11 protein-coding genes and 7 pseudogenes are annotated in these 18501 nt (G+C 63.7%); 12 read left to right on the top strand and 6 right to left on the bottom strand.

The genetic code is table 11. The annotated features are described in order from the left end of the window. Positions 1–277: pseudogene (locus LQV16_RS02355) on the top strand (nitroreductase family protein); the annotation flags it as partial. A gap of 274 nt (positions 278–551) precedes the next feature. Here the strand turns inward: LQV16_RS02355 and LQV16_RS02350 are convergent. Next, on the bottom strand, positions 552–863 hold the full coding sequence (locus LQV16_RS02350) for an MmcQ/YjbR family DNA-binding protein (RefSeq protein WP_229992326.1): 312 nt from the start codon (positions 861–863) through the stop codon (positions 552–554). Between the two features lie 207 nt (positions 864–1070). Between LQV16_RS02350 and LQV16_RS02345 the strand changes: the two genes are divergently transcribed. From LQV16_RS02345 to LQV16_RS02305, 9 genes and pseudogenes are all read left to right on the top strand, one after another. After that, positions 1071–2966 carry an ABC transporter ATP-binding protein gene (locus LQV16_RS02345; protein ID WP_229992325.1) on the top strand — a complete coding sequence of 632 codons (1896 nt, stop codon included), beginning with the start codon at positions 1071–1073 and terminating at the stop codon, positions 2964–2966. After that, positions 2966–3985 (top strand): CHAD domain-containing protein, encoded by a 1020-nt coding sequence (locus LQV16_RS02340; protein WP_229992324.1) that lies wholly within the window; start codon positions 2966–2968, stop codon positions 3983–3985. The genes LQV16_RS02345 and LQV16_RS02340 overlap by 1 nt, the downstream gene beginning before the upstream one ends. A gap of 259 nt (positions 3986–4244) precedes the next feature. Further along, positions 4245–4460, top strand: a pseudogene (locus LQV16_RS02335) (integrase core domain-containing protein); the annotation flags it as partial. Between the two features lie 421 nt (positions 4461–4881). After that, positions 4882–6468, top strand: a complete 1587-nt coding sequence (locus tag LQV16_RS02330; protein WP_229992323.1) for a hypothetical protein — start codon at positions 4882–4884, stop codon at positions 6466–6468. A 3-nt stretch (positions 6469–6471) separates the two neighbouring features. Beyond that, a complete protein-coding gene (locus LQV16_RS02325; RefSeq protein ID WP_229992322.1) occupies positions 6472–7725 on the top strand; it encodes a hypothetical protein in 1254 nt (417 codons plus the stop codon). Positions 7726–8298: 573 nt separating this feature from the next. Beyond that, a pseudogene (locus LQV16_RS02320) lies at positions 8299–8502 on the top strand (transposase); the annotation flags it as partial. After that, positions 8503–9406, top strand: a pseudogene (locus LQV16_RS02315) (IS3 family transposase); the annotation flags it as partial. A gap of 470 nt (positions 9407–9876) precedes the next feature. Further along, positions 9877–10565: pseudogene (locus LQV16_RS02310) on the top strand (SDR family oxidoreductase). A 483-nt stretch (positions 10566–11048) separates the two neighbouring features. After that, positions 11049–11489 carry a CBS domain-containing protein gene (locus LQV16_RS02305; RefSeq protein WP_229992321.1) on the top strand — a complete coding sequence of 147 codons (441 nt, stop codon included), beginning with the start codon at positions 11049–11051 and terminating at the stop codon, positions 11487–11489. A gap of 306 nt (positions 11490–11795) precedes the next feature. Here the strand turns inward: LQV16_RS02305 and LQV16_RS02300 are convergent, their stop codons facing one another. After that, positions 11796–12359, bottom strand: coding sequence for a YceI family protein (locus LQV16_RS02300; protein ID WP_229992320.1), 564 nt, complete (start codon positions 12357–12359; stop codon positions 11796–11798). Between the two features lie 155 nt (positions 12360–12514). Further along, positions 12515–12772, bottom strand: coding sequence for a hypothetical protein (locus LQV16_RS02295; protein ID WP_229992319.1), 258 nt, complete (start codon positions 12770–12772; stop codon positions 12515–12517). A gap of 379 nt (positions 12773–13151) precedes the next feature. Here LQV16_RS02295 and LQV16_RS02290 point away from each other — a divergent pair. Then, a pseudogene (locus LQV16_RS02290) lies at positions 13152–13544 on the top strand (aminocyclopropane-1-carboxylate deaminase/D-cysteine desulfhydrase family protein); the annotation flags it as partial. An 87-nt stretch (positions 13545–13631) separates the two neighbouring features. Here the strand turns inward: LQV16_RS02290 and LQV16_RS02285 are convergent. The 3 genes from LQV16_RS02285 to LQV16_RS02275 form a co-directional block, all read right to left on the bottom strand. Beyond that, complete coding sequence (locus LQV16_RS02285) at positions 13632–16121, bottom strand: ATP-dependent Clp protease ATP-binding subunit (protein WP_229992318.1); 2490 nt, start codon at positions 16119–16121, stop codon at positions 13632–13634. A 734-nt stretch (positions 16122–16855) separates the two neighbouring features. After that, complete coding sequence (locus LQV16_RS02280) at positions 16856–17599, bottom strand: SDR family oxidoreductase (protein WP_290369314.1); 744 nt, start codon at positions 17597–17599, stop codon at positions 16856–16858. A gap of 143 nt (positions 17600–17742) precedes the next feature. Next, positions 17743–18000: an amidohydrolase family protein gene (locus LQV16_RS02275; protein WP_356815660.1), complete on the bottom strand. Its 258-nt coding sequence runs from the start codon at positions 17998–18000 to the stop codon at positions 17743–17745. Between the two features lie 145 nt (positions 18001–18145). Here LQV16_RS02275 and LQV16_RS23650 point away from each other — a divergent pair. Beyond that, a pseudogene (locus tag LQV16_RS23650) lies at positions 18146–18436 on the top strand (hypothetical protein); the annotation flags it as partial. Positions 18437–18501: the final 65 nt, after the last annotated feature.

The following is an 18501-nucleotide window of genomic DNA, read 5'->3' as shown; positions in this document are numbered from 1 at the left end:
ACGCAAAGCAATGTTCGACGGCGACAGAATCAAACGCGCCGAAATCGGCAAGAACAACGCCTGGCTCCAATCCGGGATTTTCATCATGGCGGTACGTGCAGTCGGGCTCCATGCAGGCCCCATGGGTGGATTCGACGCCGCCGGCGTCGACGCTGACTTCAACGCCGGCACCACACACCGGGCGTTCATGGTGGTCAACGTCGGGGAACCAGGCGAGGACGCCTGGTTCCCACGCCTGCCCCGCCTCGCCGCCGACATCGCCGTACGGACCATCTAACTAACCACAATCCACAACCGGCAGGGTTTTCTCCTTCGACGCAGCGAAGAAGAAAACCCTGCCTTTTGTGGTGCATGGGCCCCCTCGGGGAGCACGTGCTTTGCCGCAGGACGTGTGCCTCTCGCCTTAAACCGGTGGCTCCTCACAGACGTCCTGCGAACAGAATGGGGCTTGCGCGAAGCCGCCATCTCGGGCTGGGGCGCCGTCAGCAACCGCATTGCCGCCTTGAAGGCGGGACTTGACCTGGAAATGCCCGGCACCGACGGCCCAGCGCTTACCTGGCGGCTCCCCCGCCAGCCAAGCGATACGACTCCTGCAGCAGCTCGTCCAGTTCCTCGACGTCGATCCTATCCAAGCGGACCAGCACCAGTTTCGGGGACCGCTCGTGGTGGGGCGTCCAGAAGTAGGTGTCGGGGCCGGTCCCTGCGAGTGCTTCCCGTTCCTCGGTTTTCACGGTGAGGACGCCGTCTTCCCAGATACGTGCCATCAGGGTTTTTCCGAACCATGCCGGCTGGCCCCAGCTGGGCCGCTCGCTAACCCCCGGCAGTCCACGGCAGATCTGGCGGACATCTTCCTCTGTGGCCATGGTTCACTGTGGCACCGGAGCCCCTGACCAGGCAACGCCTGCCCTCCCTAGGGAGACTTCCAAAAATTGCTTCGACCACAGGCGGTCAGTATTGCGGCCTACCTTCCATACGTTGTATGGTTAAGCTTCCATACAACGTATGTTTCTGCGGTGCATCCCGCATCGTCGGCGCCGTTGCCAATACCGCCCTGTACAGAGGAGCAACCCATGACCGTCCACTCCACGGACGACCTGCCATCCAGCCCGGAAGACATCGACGCAGTCAAACCGCAAAGACACGGCGCCGGTGGGCGTTCGCGCTGGGATCTCAGCACTCTGCGCGAGCTGTGGCGGTTCAAGGAATACGGCCGGCCCGAGCGAAAGTCGCTGGCCCTGGGCGTGCTGATGAACGGCGGGCAAATGGCCGCCAATCTTGCCGCCCCCTGGCCGCTGGCGCTGGTCATCAACGACCTGCTCCAGGACAAGGGCCAAGGTAACGGCCAGGGCAAGAGCGGGATCCTGCACGCCGTCGCCGGGTGGTTCGGCGGTTCGTCGATGGCGATGCTGCTGGTCGCGGCGAGCGCCGTGGTGGCGATCACCGCTGCCGCGGGGATGTTCTCCTACCTGGGCGACATGTACATGAACGGGTCCGGCCAGCGGATCACCTCGCGCATCCGCGCGGATGTGTTCGCCTACACCCAGCGGCTGCCGATGGCCTTCCACGACCGGCAGAACGTCGGCGAGCTGACCAGCCGGGTCGTCTCCGACACGTCAACGGTGGAATCGACCCTGCGGGATGTGGGCACCGACCTCGTCCCGTCCGTGCTCACCCTGGCCGGTACCGCCGCCGTGATGGTCGCGGTGGACTGGCGCCTCGGGCTGATCGGGCTCGTCGTCGCCCCGCTGGTATTCCTGACCGCCAACCACTTCGCCGGCCTGACCCGGCAGTACGCCCGTCGCAAGCGCGCCGCCACCGGCGACCTGACCGGGCTCGTCACCGAGTCCCTGATGGGCATCCGCACCGTGCACGCGTTCGGCAGCCAGCGGGTGCAGGACCAGCGGTTCGCCACGCAGAACGACAACGTGCTCGGCCTCTCGCTGCGCTCGGTCAAGGTCAGCGCCAAGTTCTCCCCCACCCTGCAGTTGGTCGCCTCCGTGGGCACCGCGCTGGTGTTGTTCGTCGGCGGTTACGGAGCGCTGAAGGGCTGGTGGCAGGTCGGGGTGCTGGTGGTCGTCACCAGCTACCTCAAGACCATGCTCTCGCCGATGAAGTCCCTGGCCAAGCTGGCACCCAGCTTCACCCAGGGCGCCGCCTCCGCCCAACGGATCGCCGACATCCTCGACCAGCCCACCGACCACCAGGGCACCGAGGAGCCGCTGCCGGCCCGCGTCGACGGCCGCATCGAGCTGCGCAAGGTCGTGCTGGACTACGGCACCGGCCGCGGCCCGGTCTTCACTGACGTCGACCTGACCGTCACCCCGGGCGAGCGGATCGCCCTGCTCGGTGACAACGGCGCCGGCAAGTCGACCCTCCTGTCCGTGATCGGCGGCCTCTACCGTCCCACCTCCGGCCAGGTCCTGCTCGACGGGCACTCGGTCCCCGACCTCCCGGAGCGCTGGCTGCACCAGCAGGCGGCCATGGTCCTGCAGGACACCTTCCTGTTCTCCGGCACACTGATCGACAACATCCGTTACGGCCGCCCCGACGCCACGGACGCCGAGGTGGCTGCCGCCGCAGAGGCGGCCCTGGTCAGCGAGTTCGCCGATGACCTCCCCGACGGGCTCGACACCACCGTCGGTACCGGCGGGACCGGGCTGTCCGGCGGGCAGCGCCAGCGCGTCGGCATCGCCCGCGCACTGCTCGTCGACGCCCCCGTCGTGCTCCTCGACGAACCCACCACCGGCCTGGACGTTCACGCCGAGGAACTCGTTGTCCAGGCGCTGGGCCGGCTCGTCAAAGGTCGCACGATCATCGCGACGACGCATCGGCCCGCGGTCACTGCGCTGGCCACCCGCACCGTGTACCTGCGCCGGGGTGGCGTTCTGGACACCGAGCTGCCCGAGACCGCTCCGGCAGACCCTTCCGCCGACCGCACCCACCTCACAACCATCGGAGCCCTCTAATGACCATCACCGCGACGAACACCCGAGAGCCGTCCACCCACCGCACCAAGCCATCGAAGAACCAGACGGCGACTGCGTCCCCGCCCACGGCCGGCGAGGTGGTGCTGCATGCCCTCCTCGCCCAGACCAGGGCACTTCGGGAGGCCGAGCGCAAGGTGCGCGACGGCGACCCGAAGGGGGTCACCAAGATGCGCGTCGTGATCCGCCAGCTGCGTTCCACACTTCGCGGCTTCTCCCGCATCCTCGATCGGCAGGTCACTCGACCGGTGTGCGCCGAGCTGGCGTGGCTGGGCCGCCAGCTCGGCGAGGAGAACGACACCCAGAGGACACTCATCGAGCTGAAACGACAGCACGACGCCCTGCCGTCGGAGTTGATCGTTGGCCCGGTGTTCGACCACGCCCGGACCCAGCTGGACCAGCTCGCCGTCAGTAGCAGCCAGACCACCCATGCCACGCTCGACAGCGATCGCTACGCCGCGCTCCGTCAGGTGCTGGACTGGCCGCCGGCCGACCCGCCCTTCACCGAGCGCGCGGCGCGGCCCGCGGCGGAGGAGCTGCCAAAGAGCATCGCCAAGGCGCTGCGCACGCTCGACCGTCACCTCGTGGCCGCCCAGGCGCTGCCGGCGGGGACAGAGCGGGATGAGGCGCTGCACGACGCCCGCAAGGCCGACAAGCAACTCCGCTACGTGATCCACGTCGCCACCCCCGTCGTCGGCAAACCCGCCCGGCGGCTGGGCCGGCAGGCCAAGAAGCTCCAGGACCTGCTCGGCGACTACCAGGACGCGGTCGTGACCCGCCCAGTGGTGCAAGGGCTCGGTTCCGCCGCGTCGGCCAAAGGTCATCCGACCGGCACGTACTACCTGGTGGACGCCCTGGAGCAGGTCCGCACCGACCGTGTCCTGGAGAAGCTTCCGCGCCGGTTAAGCAGCCTCTACGACGAGGCGGCCTGGCTGCCCAACGCCGCCTCCCTCCAGTACGACCCGGGGACGTCAGCCGCGCGGACCGGGAGCGGGATCTGAACGCACCACAGCTGCCAACTCGAGCGTTACCGGCGGTCGAGGGGCCGCCGCAGCCGAGCGTCGGCTCGGTCTCAACCGACCACCAAGGCCAGACAGCTCCGGCCACGTCGCGGGCCTGACCCCGCGACGCGGCCGGAACCGGGGCGCACTCTCCGTGGCTCAGAAGTCGTCGCCGAACGAGACGGGACCGCTTCGCGAAGGACTTCGGGTGATCCTTCACCCCGTCGGGGCCCAGCTCACCCCGTTGTGGGCCTTCTAGCCGAAATTCACCGCCGCCGCGCTGATCGACTGGTGCGACACCGCTGGAGTCGACACCGCCTTCATCGACCCGAGATCACCCGACAGAACGCCTTCATCGAATCCTTCAACGCCCAGTCCAGAAGGGAACAACTTTCTGGTGAAATCATCCACACCATGGCCGAACTATTTGGCCGAGGAATGGAAATCTATCTACAGTCATGAATGGCCCCACGAGTAGCTGGACGGCATGAGGCCGAAACGCTTCTAGGAAACATGGACCGAAACAGGCCAAATTAGCTATCGCGTAGACGCTGGACTGCTAATTGGGGTCCGACCAATCACGCTGACCGGGCTGAGAACGAAACAATGAGACCTAGACGTGTGTTCGGCTCAATGTCACACTGCCTCAATGGCACTACTGAAGTTTAGCCTTGCGCAAGTCGGGCTTGTTGGGATCATGCGTCCAACGGGTCGCGGCGAGGGTGTGGAGTGTGCAGCGCTCCGACATCTCGCATCTCATCGAGGGTCACAGGTAGGAGACCAACACGCAGCGGTTCGCTTCGCTCGGACTACCCAAGTTGCTCCCGCTGCCGCAACGACAGGTCGCACTTTTTAGAATCACGCCCGGTAGGCCGGATGGGGAGGAAGCGAAGTAAATGAGCGCTGATCGGGCATTTTGGCTCCGGATCGCCCGAGTGATTGGCATCAGCGCCCTCGCTGCGTCCATTCTCCTCTCCGGCTTCGGGCCCGTGGCCACATCGGCGGCAGCGGAGTCGATGGCCGTTGCGGCGGCGTACACGCCTGACGAACTTGCGATGCTTCCTGGCGAGACGCGTGCGACAGGGCTCCGCATCCAGAACCCCACGAGCGCCCCTGTGGTGGTCAACCCGAAGATCAGGCAGGAAAGCGGCGCAGTTAGTCCACTCGTCATAACCCTTGACGAGACACCCGTGTCGATTCCGGCGGGCGGCTCGCTGACTGTGCCAGCAATCGTCACTCTCCCCGCCCGGCTGTTGTCGTCCGTCACAGTGGTCACGACGATCGGTTACACCGGAGTGGACTCGGCGGGGTCAATCCTGGCTACGCTGAAGGTCTTGCCCGGGACGATTCCGGCGCTGGCATCGAATGCGCTCACGATCTCCCAATCTGGCGACACGGCGATGGTCGATACCCAAGCCGCAGACCTCTATTTCGGCGTCCAGAACACTAGCGCTCTGACGCAGCGCATCACAGGGGCAACGCTCACTTTCCCGACCTTTCTCAAAGTCGAATTGACTAAGGCCTCGCGCCCTGCTGACGCCCCCACAGGTTCCCTTACGCTGGATCTGCCGGACACCCTCGCCCCCGGAGACGGCGCCACCGTGCACCTACACGTAAGCGCGCCGAACGGCGTTCAGCCTGGAAGTGCCCTAGTCGTTCTATCAATAAACTACGAGGACTCGGTCGGCCAGAACGCCGGATTCGCCACGGACAGTCACAAGATTTCCCTGAGCGTGTTTGGGGAGGACGCGTTGACCGGCGCCTTCGGCGCGGCGATCGCGCCCGCGCTCTTCGTCGTTCCTGGTCTGCTGTTCGTGCTCGTCGTCTGGTTCCTGTGGTGGCGTGTGTATCCCCGCGAGTTGCCTATCGAGATCACGCCGCCGCAGACGATAACCGGCACGGTGGCCTTGGCGATCCTCGGTGTTCTTTTCGCGATGCCGTTTCCTTTTCTTTATACGGAGATTTTCGGCCGGAACTACAGCGCTGTCTACGGATTCGTCGATATCGTCCGGATCTGTGTACTAGGCATCGCAACCGGGGCAGCAGTCTGGGCGGTCGCGATAGCAGTCCGATGGGTAATCCGCCGAAATCGTTTTCAGCCGAATGACAGTGCCCGAACAGTCCTCCGCAAAATCACGCGCTTCAAGGGCAAGGCTAAGACCAAGGACAAGCTGGATCAGGTAGCTAACGCGAACTACACGAACCAGAACACAGACAGGGTGTTTGTGCTCCGCTTCGGCCCGACTACAGCCTTAGTATGCCCCCGGATCGTGTCAAAGCCTTCAAAAGAAGGCGAGAATGCAGCAAGGTTCGATGCTCTCCTCACGGAAGGAAAGAATCGAGAGCTCTACGAACTCGTGACGGGCCCGGACTTCAGCTCCCCCGAATACCAGCCAACCAAGGATGTCGCGACTGTTACTAAGGTCAAACTGACTGACCTGACGGACTTCGGTCACGGCAGGATTGTCAGCACGGAGTCGTAATGGGTGATCGAGTCGAAGGTAAAAATGAAGGGCCGGGTGCGAGCACCCGGCCACGGCCCGCCATCGGGCGGCCCAATTTACTTAAAAGTAAATTCTATCTACTCAAAGATAGTTATTCAGTCAATTCGTTTATATCAAGTGGCCGCAAGGATAGCAATAGGGGCAGATGTCATGGCTAGTATCACTCGTTTTCATATCAGCTGGCTGCTGACATCTGCGCTTCGGGAGGTTGTCATTGATGGACTCGGTAAGCCGTCACTTAGCAGTCTGACCTCCTACACGACCGCCTTCATGGCGGCACCCACGACGGGAGCAGAATGGCTGAAGCCGTGGGGCTCCTACGAGACGGGGCACAAGTACTGGGCGGCTCTGCTCGGCTCTGGGTATTCGACGGCCCAGGCGTACTCGGGGTGGATCAAGCAGGTACCACTGTTGCGGTCTAGGGGGTTCGTGCCGACAACAAATCGCCTGAATGTCATCGTGACCTGTGAGCGCTACCTCTACCCATCCGGAGTCGGCATCGCGGTCACCGCGACGTTTGAAGGGGATTTGACGCTCGAAGCCGCGGCATCCCTCCAACAGCAATTAACTCAACTCGCGGTGTTCAAAGCATCCGACGACAAAATCCGAACGATCGATATGATTCTCCTTCACGAGGTGCAGCAACTAGAGAAAGACGTTCTCGGCAGTCCGAGTAGTAGCCCTGTGCGCGGCCTCGAGCTGACTACAGTGACAACCATTTCAGGAGCCACGGGAACAACTTCAACTGAGGAAGCGACGGCTCTGTTGAGGCAGATGTGCTATCCGGGGCAGCCTCCTGGAAATACTCTCATCATCGCTAATAAGCACGGCAAGTTTGCCGAGACGATCCGCCTTGCAGGACAGAACACGCAGGCGTCATGGTCGCCGAAACGCAGCACTACGCCCAAAGAAAGTGATGGACTAACCTGCTATCACCACAACACAGTGTTGTCCGCGCTCCACATCGCACAGTTGCTCAACCTGGCCGAACTAGCCGGCCCACAACCTGCTAAAGAGCCTGCCCACGCACAGCAGCTGTATACGCGGGCAGGCGCTGTCCTCGGCTGGGCGTACGGTGGAGAGTCTGTTTACTCGACGTATTTCGCACCGGCAGCCATCGATGATTCGCACCTCGTCAACGGCATCAACTTGATACGCAAAGACCTAGCCGGTCACGGGCCGATCCATCTCCGGAACGCCCCGACCGGACCTCAAACCACCGGTGAGCCTAGCTAAGCCTCGATCCATCGGTCAACTTGGTCGATTAGGGTAGCCAGTGCGTGATCACCTTCTACCGACGTTCGCGCCCAAGTAGCCGGGCAGCGTCAGCCACCGGTTGGCCAACTCCCGCAGTTTGAGAGCCGATCGGCATGTGGGGACGAGTAGGAGCGGACAGACCGCCACCGAATCCCGCGCGGGCAGCTCCCGAGGGCTTCGGCTCGACGCCCAGATCTGACGATCATGCCATTTGAAGCCACCGCCCGGAGGCCCTGAATGTCTCGTCGGATGCTGCTCTTCCCGGGCACGACCTGCACAGTGGGCGTCCACGCCTCGGCGAGCGGTGGAACCTTTCGCACATCCTCGTGTCATGGCCGGACGACGAGCACCTCGCGCACTGGACATGGATTCCCGCCGGGAACGTCCGCCGCTTCAGCGACTCCGAATGGGACATCGAGGAGGACCGGCGGTGTCCGGTGAAGCTGCGAGGCATGCGGTGGGTAAGCCGTCTGCCGGGGTTCCTGCCGGCATGAGGGGATCATGTGAATGGCAAGAGTTTCTTCACCACCGAGTTCTTGACGTTGCGAGGCCCGCAGCAACTCCCGCAACGGGTACCGGCACCGGGGCTTCGACACCCGCACCGGCACCCTGGACGTCGCCATCCCCTAGCTCCGGCAGGGATAGTGCTTCCCGGACTGGCTGCTGGAACGCCGCCGCCGGGCCGAGGTCGCCCTGACCACCGTGGTCGCGACCTGCTACCTGCTCGGGGTCTCCACCCGGCGGATGGAAAAGCTCCGCGCTGCTGCGTATCTGGCACGGGACGTCAACCCAAAATGATCTAGCCGCTGGTCACGGATCTTGCCGCCGACGGTGTTCCCGTGGCGGTGGACTGCAGGGTGTCGGGATTCAGCAAGCAAGGCTATTACCGGTGGAGAGCCAGCCCGGTCACGGAACGCGACTGGGTCGACGCACACCTGGTGAACGCCGCCCTGGACATCCACGCCGACGATCCGGCGTTCGGGTACCGGTTCATCGCCGACGAACTCCCCGAGAAGGGCATCATGGCCGGTGAGAACAGGGTCCAGCGCTTGTGCCGGGACCACGGCATCTGGTCGGTCTATTCCAAGAAGCGGGGTCTGAACCGGAAACCGGTCCACCGGTCCACGACGACCTGGTCGAACGGGACTTCACCGCCGCTGCGCCGAACGAGTTGTGGCTGACCGACATCACCGAACACCCCACCGGTGAGGGCAAGCTCTACCTCTGCGCGGTGAAGGACGTCTATTCCGGAAGGATCGTCGGCTACTCGATGGACTCGCGGATGAAATCCTCGCTGGCCGTCGCCGCGCTGGAGAACGCGGTGCGGTCACGCCGCCCGGCAGGGACCGTGGTGCACTCGGATCGCGGATCCCAGTTCCGGTCACGCCGCTTCGTTGAATCGCTCCGACACCACGGGCTCACAGGCTCGATGGGCAGGGTCGGTGCATGCGCGGACAACGCCGCGATGGAATCGTTCTTCTCCCTCCTGCAGAAGAACGTCCTGGATAGGCAGCGGTGGACCACCAGGCAGGAACTCCTTTTAGCCATCACGACCTGGATCGAACGGACCTACCACCGCCGGCGACGGCAAAGACGGCTGGGAAAACTCACACCAATCGAATATGAAACAATCAACCGGACCGCGCTCAGAGCGGCCTAAGACCCCGAGCCAACAAAAGCCGGGGCAGTCCCGAGCAGCTTTTCGTGGTCCTGGATAAGCGGCCCGTATGCTGCAGTTAGCACTATTTGGTGATCCTCTTGTACGAGAGCTGGATGGCTTGTGGAGTCCTGGCTTGCATCCGAGCACGGACCATTAGTCCGCCAACGACTAAGCGTTTTACGTTCCTCCCGTCAGTCGTCTGCTGCTGCCGGTCGTATCCTAGCGGCCCCGCCCCATACCGGAGCTTGATCTGAACGCCGGCCGGAACCTCAAATTCCGCAACCGTGTTTGGAGCCTTGATCGTAAATACCTCCAGATCGTGCCAACGCCCGGCGGATAGATGCGTGTGTACGCGGACTTCAGCCATGATTTCTCCAGCCCTCAATTAAAGTCGCCATGAATTCCAATTCCGTTGCTGGCGCTAACATGATTGTTTTGCCTCATCCCGGTGCCAAGGGTGGGACGTTGCCATTTGTGGCCGTCGACTCGAAACCCTTGAGAGGGTCGCCCGATCCGCCGGCGCCGTCCCATTCGTTGCCGACGCTGCATCGGAGAACGGTGTACGCGAACTTGTTGCAACTACCGTTGAGCGATTCGGATCGATCAACGGTCTCGTGCTGAATGCGGGCATTGTCAGCCCCGGGGCAGTCGGTGAGTCGGCGAACGAAGACTCGGACGCAACGATCCGTACCAACTGACGGGTCCCTTCCTTCTGGCCAAGGCAATCGTGCCGCACCTCATAGCGGCTGGCGGCGCCATTGTGGGAGTCGCCTCAGCCGCGGCGCTCAGGGCAACCGCAGGTATCCCCGGGTATAACGCCTCAAAGGCGGCGCTAACAATGCCGATGCAGTCGATTGCCGTGGACTACGGCCCACTTGGGGTCCGAGCGAACGCCGTCTGCCCGGGGTGGACCCGCACCGAAATGGCAGACCAGGAAATGGATGAATTCGGCGCAGAACTCGAGCTGAAACGTCAACACGCTTACTCCGTGGCCACATCATTCGTGCCTACCCGACGGCCAGCAGAGGCGCTCGAAACCGGAAACGTGGTGGCGTGGCTGCTCTCTGACCAAGCCTCGTATGCCAACGCAGCCGTGATACCGGTGGACGGCGGAATGATTGCCATCGATCCAGGTTCGCTGGCCGTGATCCGCGTGTAAGGATTTCAGGCGCCCAGTCGGCTGTGATGCAAGAACGAAGGTGAGCCTCTCCGCAGACAGCCATGTCACGAGCCTCGGGCACCCGGCCAGACAACGGTCTGTTCATCCAGCAGACCACGCAGACACAGCCGTCACGCCTTCTGTTCCGGCCGATCATTCGAAACATGCAGCCGGGGTATCCAGCCCCGTCACGACCGCACTATCCTGGAAACACGGACCTGAGCTATCGCTTTCGCTCCTGTATTGCACCCGCCGCTGACCCGAACGGTTCAATGCGGCAATGGCCCGCCGCGCAGCCCATCTGACCCTGCCCCGGCGCCCGAAAAAACCGAAGAACTGCCCGACTCCCTGATGGTTAACGGAAGCTCCCAAATAGGGGAGGAACCGCCGTCGACATCGGCGCTGGCCCGGGCGTAGGCTAGCAGCATCGGCGCATGTGCCCGGTGACTCTGCGTCGATACCTCAATCGATGAAGGAGGACCAATGAGTGCCGTACGTGAATTCATGAGTACGGATGCACAGTGTATTAAGGAGAACCAGTCCCTCGTAGATGCCGCACGGATGATGCTGGATCTGGACTGCGGATCGTTGCCGATCTGCGGTGATGACGGCAAGTTGAAGGGCATGATCACTGACCGGGACATCGTGCTCAAGTGCGTTGCCGTGGGCCGTGATCCACGCGAGATGATGGCCCGCGACCTCGCCACCGGTGCGCCCCACTGGATTGACGCCGATGCGAACGTTGACGCCGCCATCGAAATGATGGAGAAGTACCAGGTCCGGCGGCTCCCGGTCATTGCTGACCACAAGTTGGTCGGCATCATCAGCCAGGGTGACATCGCGCGCAACTACTCGGAGGAGCGTGTGGGCGAACTGGTGGAGCACATTTCGGAACGCAAACATATGCAGTCGAGCAGTTCATAAAGTCAAGCAATTCATTAGCAAACAAGCGCCACGGAGTACACTCCGTGGCGCGATTTTGTGCCCGCATGGCCTTGTCCGAGGCAGCCTCACCATCGCTCCCCGCCGCGCCCAGCCCCGCGGAGGCCTTCACCGACGGCGCCCGGCGCTTCGCTTCCGGCGACTCACGCCCGGCCGCTCATCGCCCTCGATGCCGCTGCCTGATGACACACCAGAGAAATAGAGACCATCCGCGCATCGGGCCGGACACCGAGCACGGTGCAGCCGGCTGCTTGGAACTGGCGTCCGGCGATACCGGCGCGGTGGGTGTCAGGCCGCCGGGTCTTCGACTTTCACGGCGGAGATTTCGAATTCAAGGGTGATCTTGTCCGAGATAAGGACCCCGCCGGAGTCAAGAGCCGCATTCCATGTGAGACCGAAGTCCTGCCGGTCAATCCGGCGTGAGCCTTCAAAGCCCGCCCGGAGGTTACCCATGGGGTCACGTTCGACGCCGATGAAGTCCAGCGGGATGGCGATGTCCTTGGTGACCCCGCGGATGGTGACGTCACCGCCAACGATGAAGTGGCCGTCGTCGACCTGGTCCACCCGGTTGCTGGAGAACGTGATCTCCGGAAACTGCGGTGCGTCAAAGAATTCGTTAGTACGCAGGTGCTGGTCGCGGTCCGCATTGCGAGTGTCGATGCTGGCCACCTTGATGGTCATCCGTGCCGACGACTGCTCAGGGTTTTCGGCATTGACGTGGATGGCGCCCTCAACGTCGTTGAACGCCCCGCGCACTTTGGTCACCATTGCGTGGCGCGTAGAGAAACCGATGCGGGTGTGGGTGGGGTCAAAGCGCCACTCACCCGAAAAGTCCGTCAAGATTTCAGCCATGGAATGCCTCCTGTGCAGGCGTGCCGGCACAGGGACTGTGCTACGGAAAGGTGTAGCAACAGTATCAGACCGGCACCCTGGGACATTAACTTCCGCGACGCGAGGTCTCCGGAGACTCATCAGGCTGAGCTCCGGGTCGGGCGAATCCTCGCCGTTCAGGAATCGTCGTCCTTTTCCGCACCGGCGTCCCTCCGGTTCCATGCGCCGAAAGGTGCCGGGCGGGAGGGCCCTCCAGGTGACCGCACCCCACGGACGGCAACCATGGCCCACGCCCCGATCAGCACGCCGATAACCACGACGAAAACACCGACGGTGAACCAGCCCTCCCGACCGAAGATCATCAGCGCAACACCCGCCAGAGACAGGCCCTTCGCCGCGATGTCCAGATATAAAGGACCTCTCAGGTGCCCCATGGATCTAAGGTAACCCTGGAGACAGTCCGCTGGTGCCCTGACTGATTCCGGTCGTGGTGGTTGCGCCAAGTATTTCCGGCCCGGAAGGACAGTTGAAACTGGCCCCACCCTGTGACGATGGTGAACGTCGAAAACCGAGCCAAAGTGACCCTGAGCGCCTTCTCTTATTAGAGCTGGGGCAAAAACTGCACCGGTATCCATTCCGCACGATTCCTGTGGGACATCGCAGGGAGGATAGTTGTGGAACGAAAATCACGGCGTGAGTCGCCACATTTCGAGGGACTATCATGGGTTCCGCTTCCCAGGAACTGGGACGGCCACGCTTGGAATGATTCGGCGGCTCTTCCGATCTCGCTGAGGCGGTGCGATTGCCGCTCACGTCGGCGCCGCCAAGACTCTTTTCTATACAGGCCCAGACCAGGTTGACCGCATCGCCCGGAACACCGCCGAGCTGATCGGCCTGGGCCGGGAGCTCCGTGATGACGAAATCAACGTCATGGAGGGTTGGGCCGGAGACCTGTACGGAGTCGATTCCACTCTGGAAGTCATCCGCCTTGGCGCCTCGCTCGAGGCCATGATCACCGACCCGGTCTACGACGGAAAGTCCCTCGCCGGGCTGATCGACCTCGTGACAAGCCGGGAGATTCCGGCCGGCCGCAATGTCCTCTATGCCCATCTGTCCGGCCAGATCGCCCCCAACGCCTACAGCGGGCTCTTCCGGTCCGGACCAGGGCAATGGCCTCCCTGCGCCGGTGCCCCGGCCGGCAGCTGACGGCAGTCCGACGGCGGCGGGTCCCCGGCGACGGGTCCCGCCGCCCGTTGAGCCACCGGATATCGGCCCACCCCGGCGGTATTCCGATCAGCCTGCGGCGGGCAGTGCGTCCGGGATGCGCGGCTTGGCGTTGCCGGCGAAAGTGAACTTCGCGTCGTCGCCTTCGCCTTCGACATCCACCACCACGATGTCGCCGGAGTGCAGCTCGCCGAAGAGGATCTTCTCGGAGAGCTGGTCCTCGATCTCGCGCTGGATGGTGCGGCGCAGCGGCCGGGCACCCATGGCGGGGTCGTAGCCGCGGGCCGCGAGGAGCACCTTGGCCGCGGACGTGAGCTCGATGCCCATGTCCTTGTCCTTCAGGCGCTTCTTGAGCCGGCTGACGAACATGTCCACGATCTCGATGATCTCGTCCTGGGTCAGCTGCGGGAAGACCACAACATCGTCAACACGGTTCAGGAACTCGGGGCGGAAGTGCTGCTTGAGCTCCTCGGTGACCCGGGCGCGCATCCGGGTGTAGCCGGTCTGGGTGTCCGTGCCGGACTGGAAGCCGGTGGCAACACTCTTGGAGATGTCCCTGGTGCCGAGGTTGGTGGTCATGATGATCACGGTGTTCTTGAAGTCGACCACGCGGCCATGGGAGTCGGTCAGGCGGCCGTCTTCCATGATCTGCAGCAGCGAGTTGAAGAGATCGGCGTGCGCCTTCTCCACTTCATCGAACAGCACCACGGAGAACGGACGACGGCGGACCTTCTCGGTCAGCTGGCCGCCTTCCTCGTAGCCCACGTAGCCCGGAGGGGCACCGAAGAGCCGCGAGACCGTGTGCTTCTCCGAGTACTCGGACATGTCCAGCGTGATCAGCGCGTCTTCCTCGCCGAACAGGAACTCCGCGAGGGCCTTGGCGAGCTCGGTCTTGCCCACGCCGGTGGGGCCGGCAAAGATGAACGAACCGCCCGGACGCTTCGGGTCCTTGAGCCCTGCACGGGTGCGCCGGATCGCCCGCGAAACCGACTTAATCGCTTCCTCCTGGCCGACCACACGCTGGTGCAGCTCATCTTCCATCTTCAGCAGCCGCGAGGACTCTTCTTCGGTCAGCTTGAAGACCGGGATGCCGGTGGAGTTCGCCAGCACCTCGGCGATCAGGTCCTCATCAACCTCGGAAATGTCGTCCAGCCCGCCAGTCTTCCACTGGCGCTCCTTCTCTTTACGCTCGGCAATCAGTTTCTGCTCCTCATCGCGCAGTGACGCGGCACCCTCGTAGTCGGAGGCGTCGATCGCGACGTCTTTGGCCTTCCTGACGCCAATGATCCTTTCGGCAATAGCCTTAAGCTCCGGCGGGGCGGTCATGCGGCGGATGCGCAGCCGTGCCCCGGCCTCGTCGATCAGGTCGATCGCCTTGTCCGGCAGGAACCGGTCCGAGATGTAGCGCTCGGAGAGGTTCGCGGCGGCGACCAGGGCGCCGTCGGTGATGGTGACCCGGTGGTGTGCCTCGTACCGGTCGCGGAGGCCCTTGAGGATCTCGATCGCGTCGGCCACGGAGGGTTCCTTGACCTGGATCGGCTGGAAACGGCGCTCCAGCGCGGCATCCTTCTCGATGTGCTTGCGGTACTCGTCCAGCGTGGTCGCACCGATGGTCTGCAGCTCGCCGCGGGCCAGCAACGGCTTCAGGATCGAGGCCGCATCGATGGCACCCTCGGCGGCACCGGCACCCACCAGTGTCTGGATCTCGTCGATGAACAAAAGAATGTCCCCGCGGGTGCGGATCTCCTTGAGGACCTTCTTCAGCCGCTCCTCAAAGTCACCACGGTACCGCGAGCCGGCCACCACGGAGCCCAGGTCCAGAGTGTACAGCTGCTTGTCCTTGAGGGTCTCCGGGACATCCCCACGGACAATAGCCTGGGCCAGGCCCTCAACGACGGCGGTCTTGCCGACGCCCGGCTCGCCGATCAGCACGGGGTTGTTCTTGGTGCGGCGGGACAGGACCTGCATGACGCGTTCCATTTCCTGCTCGCGGCCGATCACGGGGTCCAGTTTGTTCTCGCGCGCCGCCTGGGTCAGGTTGCGGCCGAACTGGTCCAAAACCACGGAACCGGAGGGAACCGCTTCAACGTGATCCTGACCGGGGCCTGTGGCCTCCTTGCCCTGGTAACCCGAGAGCAGCTGGATGACCTGCTGGCGGACCCGGCTCGAGTCGGCGCCGAGCTTGACGAGCACCTGGGCGGCAACGCCCTCGCCCTCCCGGATGAGGCCGAGGAGGATGTGCTCGGTCCCGATGTAGTTGTGGCCCAGCTGCAGGGCCTCACGCAGCGAGAGCTCCAGGACCTTCTTGGCACGAGGGGTAAAGGGGATGTGTCCGGACGGGGACTGCTGGCCCGGGCCGATGATCTCCTGGACCTGCTCGCGGACACCGTCGAGGGAAATGCCCAAGGATTCAAGGGCTTTGGCGGCAACACCCTCACCCTCATGGATCAGACCCAAGAGGATGTGTTCGGTACCAATATAACCGTGGTTCAGCATGCGTGCCTCTTCTTGGGCAAGCACAACTACGCGACGGGCACGGTCCGTAAATCGCTCAAACATTTCGCCACACTCCTGGCTGCCCCCATACCTTGATGCTACGTCGCCTCAGGCACGCTTGGGGCGTTCGCCGGAGGCAGATATTAGAGAGCCGGATTCAGCTGACGTCCCCCGGGTGAGTGGTGATGATCAAGGACTTGTCCGTTGTGCCCATGGCGTTGCCTGTCGGCTGGGCGCGCAAATGTGAGTCGCCGCGTATCCACTGAAACCGACCGTTGGGTGGAACCCAGGATCTGGATCCGGTGCCGACACACCGGGAAAGCCTCCGCCGTGCAGGACCGCTGCACCTCAGGGACGTCGTGGCGGTCCGCAATTGTGCAGCTTGGAGCCACTGCCGCGTCCGCCGGTGTCTTCGCCGGACATCCTCCACCTGGAGACGGCTGAACTCGCCCCTGGACCTCGACCTGGACTTCGACCTCATGGACTGAGACCCGAAACGATGCCCCGGCGGAACTATCAAAGAAATGGGCAACCGGGCACAAGGTCCTGTCTGACCTGCGGGATGGACCGGACAGGAGCGTCGGCGCTTTCTAATTTCAGCGCCCAGTAGCACCTTCCCGCATGGTCCGGGCCCATCAGCACGTGCCCGAACCGGACCGCAAGAACAATATGAGCGATGCCCACGACGCGGCCGCGCCAGAGGCTGCCCGCCGGCGGAGCGACGCTACCGGCCGGTGCGTTTGTCCCGGCGGGGCTGCCGGTGGCTGGCGCCTGTGCGGCAATATACTTCGTGCTCATTAGACTGCGGCTTTGGAGTCGGCGTCGATGGGGAACATCTGGCCGGAGATGGTGCGGGCGTGCGGGCCGGCGAGGAACAGGATCAGGGCGGCGATGTCGTCCGGGTTGATGAATTTCTTCACGGACTGGTTGGCCATCGCGGAGTCGATTTCCTCCTGAACGGTGCGGCCGGACACGGACGCACGGCCCTCGAAGACGCTCATGATGCGCGGGCCGTCCACGGCGCCCGGGTGGATGGTGTTCGAGGTAATGCCAAACGGGCCCAGTTCCATGGCGAGCGTCTTGGCGAAGCCGACCAGGCCCCACTTGGTGGTGGAGTAAGCAACACGGTTCGGGTAGCCGAACCGGCCGGCCAGGGAAGACATGGTCACGATGGACGCGGCGTCGGATTCCTTAAGCAGCGGGATAGCCCGCTGCGTGACGTTGAAGGTCCCCTGCAGGTTCACGCCGACGACGGCGGCGAAAGCGCCGGCGTCGTATTCTTCCACCGGGGCGGTGGGGCCGGCGATGCCGGCGTTGTTGACCAGCACATCCAGACCGCCAAGCTCCTTCTTGACGTCCTCGAACAGGGCGGCGACGGCGTCGGAGTTGCTGACGTCCGTCACGGATCCGGTGATGTCCGGGTTACCGGCGCTGGCTGCGGCCACGGCGTCGGCATTGATGTCGGCGATGTGAACCCGGGCGCCGGCCGCTGCGAAGGCCTTGGCGGTGGCCAGGCCGATCCCGCTGGCTCCGGCGGTGATGAGTACGCGTTGTCACATTGTCTTCTCCATGTGTTCAGGCGGAGGGACAGAGGCGGGTGGGCTGTTGCCCGCTCGTCGGTGTTCCCAAATTTACGCATTTTTCTCTCGAGCCATGAGCATGTGCTGTGCGCTCAGGCCCGTCATCATTCCGCGGCGGTCGCTGTGGCGTTCTGCAGCCCGAGCAGCCGGATCGCATTCTCGCGCATGATCAGCGGGCGCACCTCGGGTTTGATGGCCAGTTTCTCAAAGTCGGCGATCCAGCGGTCCGGCGGGATCATCGGGTAGTCGGAGCCGAACAGGACCTTGGTCCGCAGGAGTGAGTTCGCGTACTGCACCAGCTGCGGCGGGAAGTACTTCGGGGACCAGCATGTACGCCGCGAAGAAGAATTCGGCCACCTCAACGCTGCAGAGGTTGCTCGCTGCAGTGAATGACCGGCCCTCCACCTCGGTGTCCATCAGCGACGGCACCACAAAATTTTCCATTCAACGCGGGACGTCCAACGAAGTTGGTCCAACAGTCGGCAGCGCCGCACAGGAGGTCACGGCATGAGCGACGCCATTGAAAATTCCCACGGCTGGGTACTGGATGTCGACGGTTGCCTGATGCGGACAAAGCGCGCCGGCAGTGCCGGCGGGGAAGCCATGCCGGGCGCCGCGGAGCTGGTGGCAGCGCTCTACGCTGCCGGACACGCCGTCGTAGTCTGCACCAACGCCTCGGAGAAGACCCCGGCCGAGTACGCGGCGCACCTCCGCTCCCAGGGAATCGGAATCCGCGACGAGGATTTTGTTACCGCCGGCAGCGCAGCCGCCGAGTACATTGCCCACCGCCACCCCGGGGCCCGGGTGCTGGCGCTCGGAGCGGAGGGTCTGGCCGCCCCATTGCGCAGTCTGGGCGTCAACCT

It is taken from the genome of Arthrobacter sp. Bi26 (assembly GCF_918697925.1).
In the GTDB taxonomy this organism is placed as follows: Bacteria; Actinomycetota; Actinomycetes; order Actinomycetales; family Micrococcaceae; genus Arthrobacter.
Note: the sequence above shows the minus strand (reverse complement) of the source record. Positions and strands in the feature narration are given on the sequence as shown.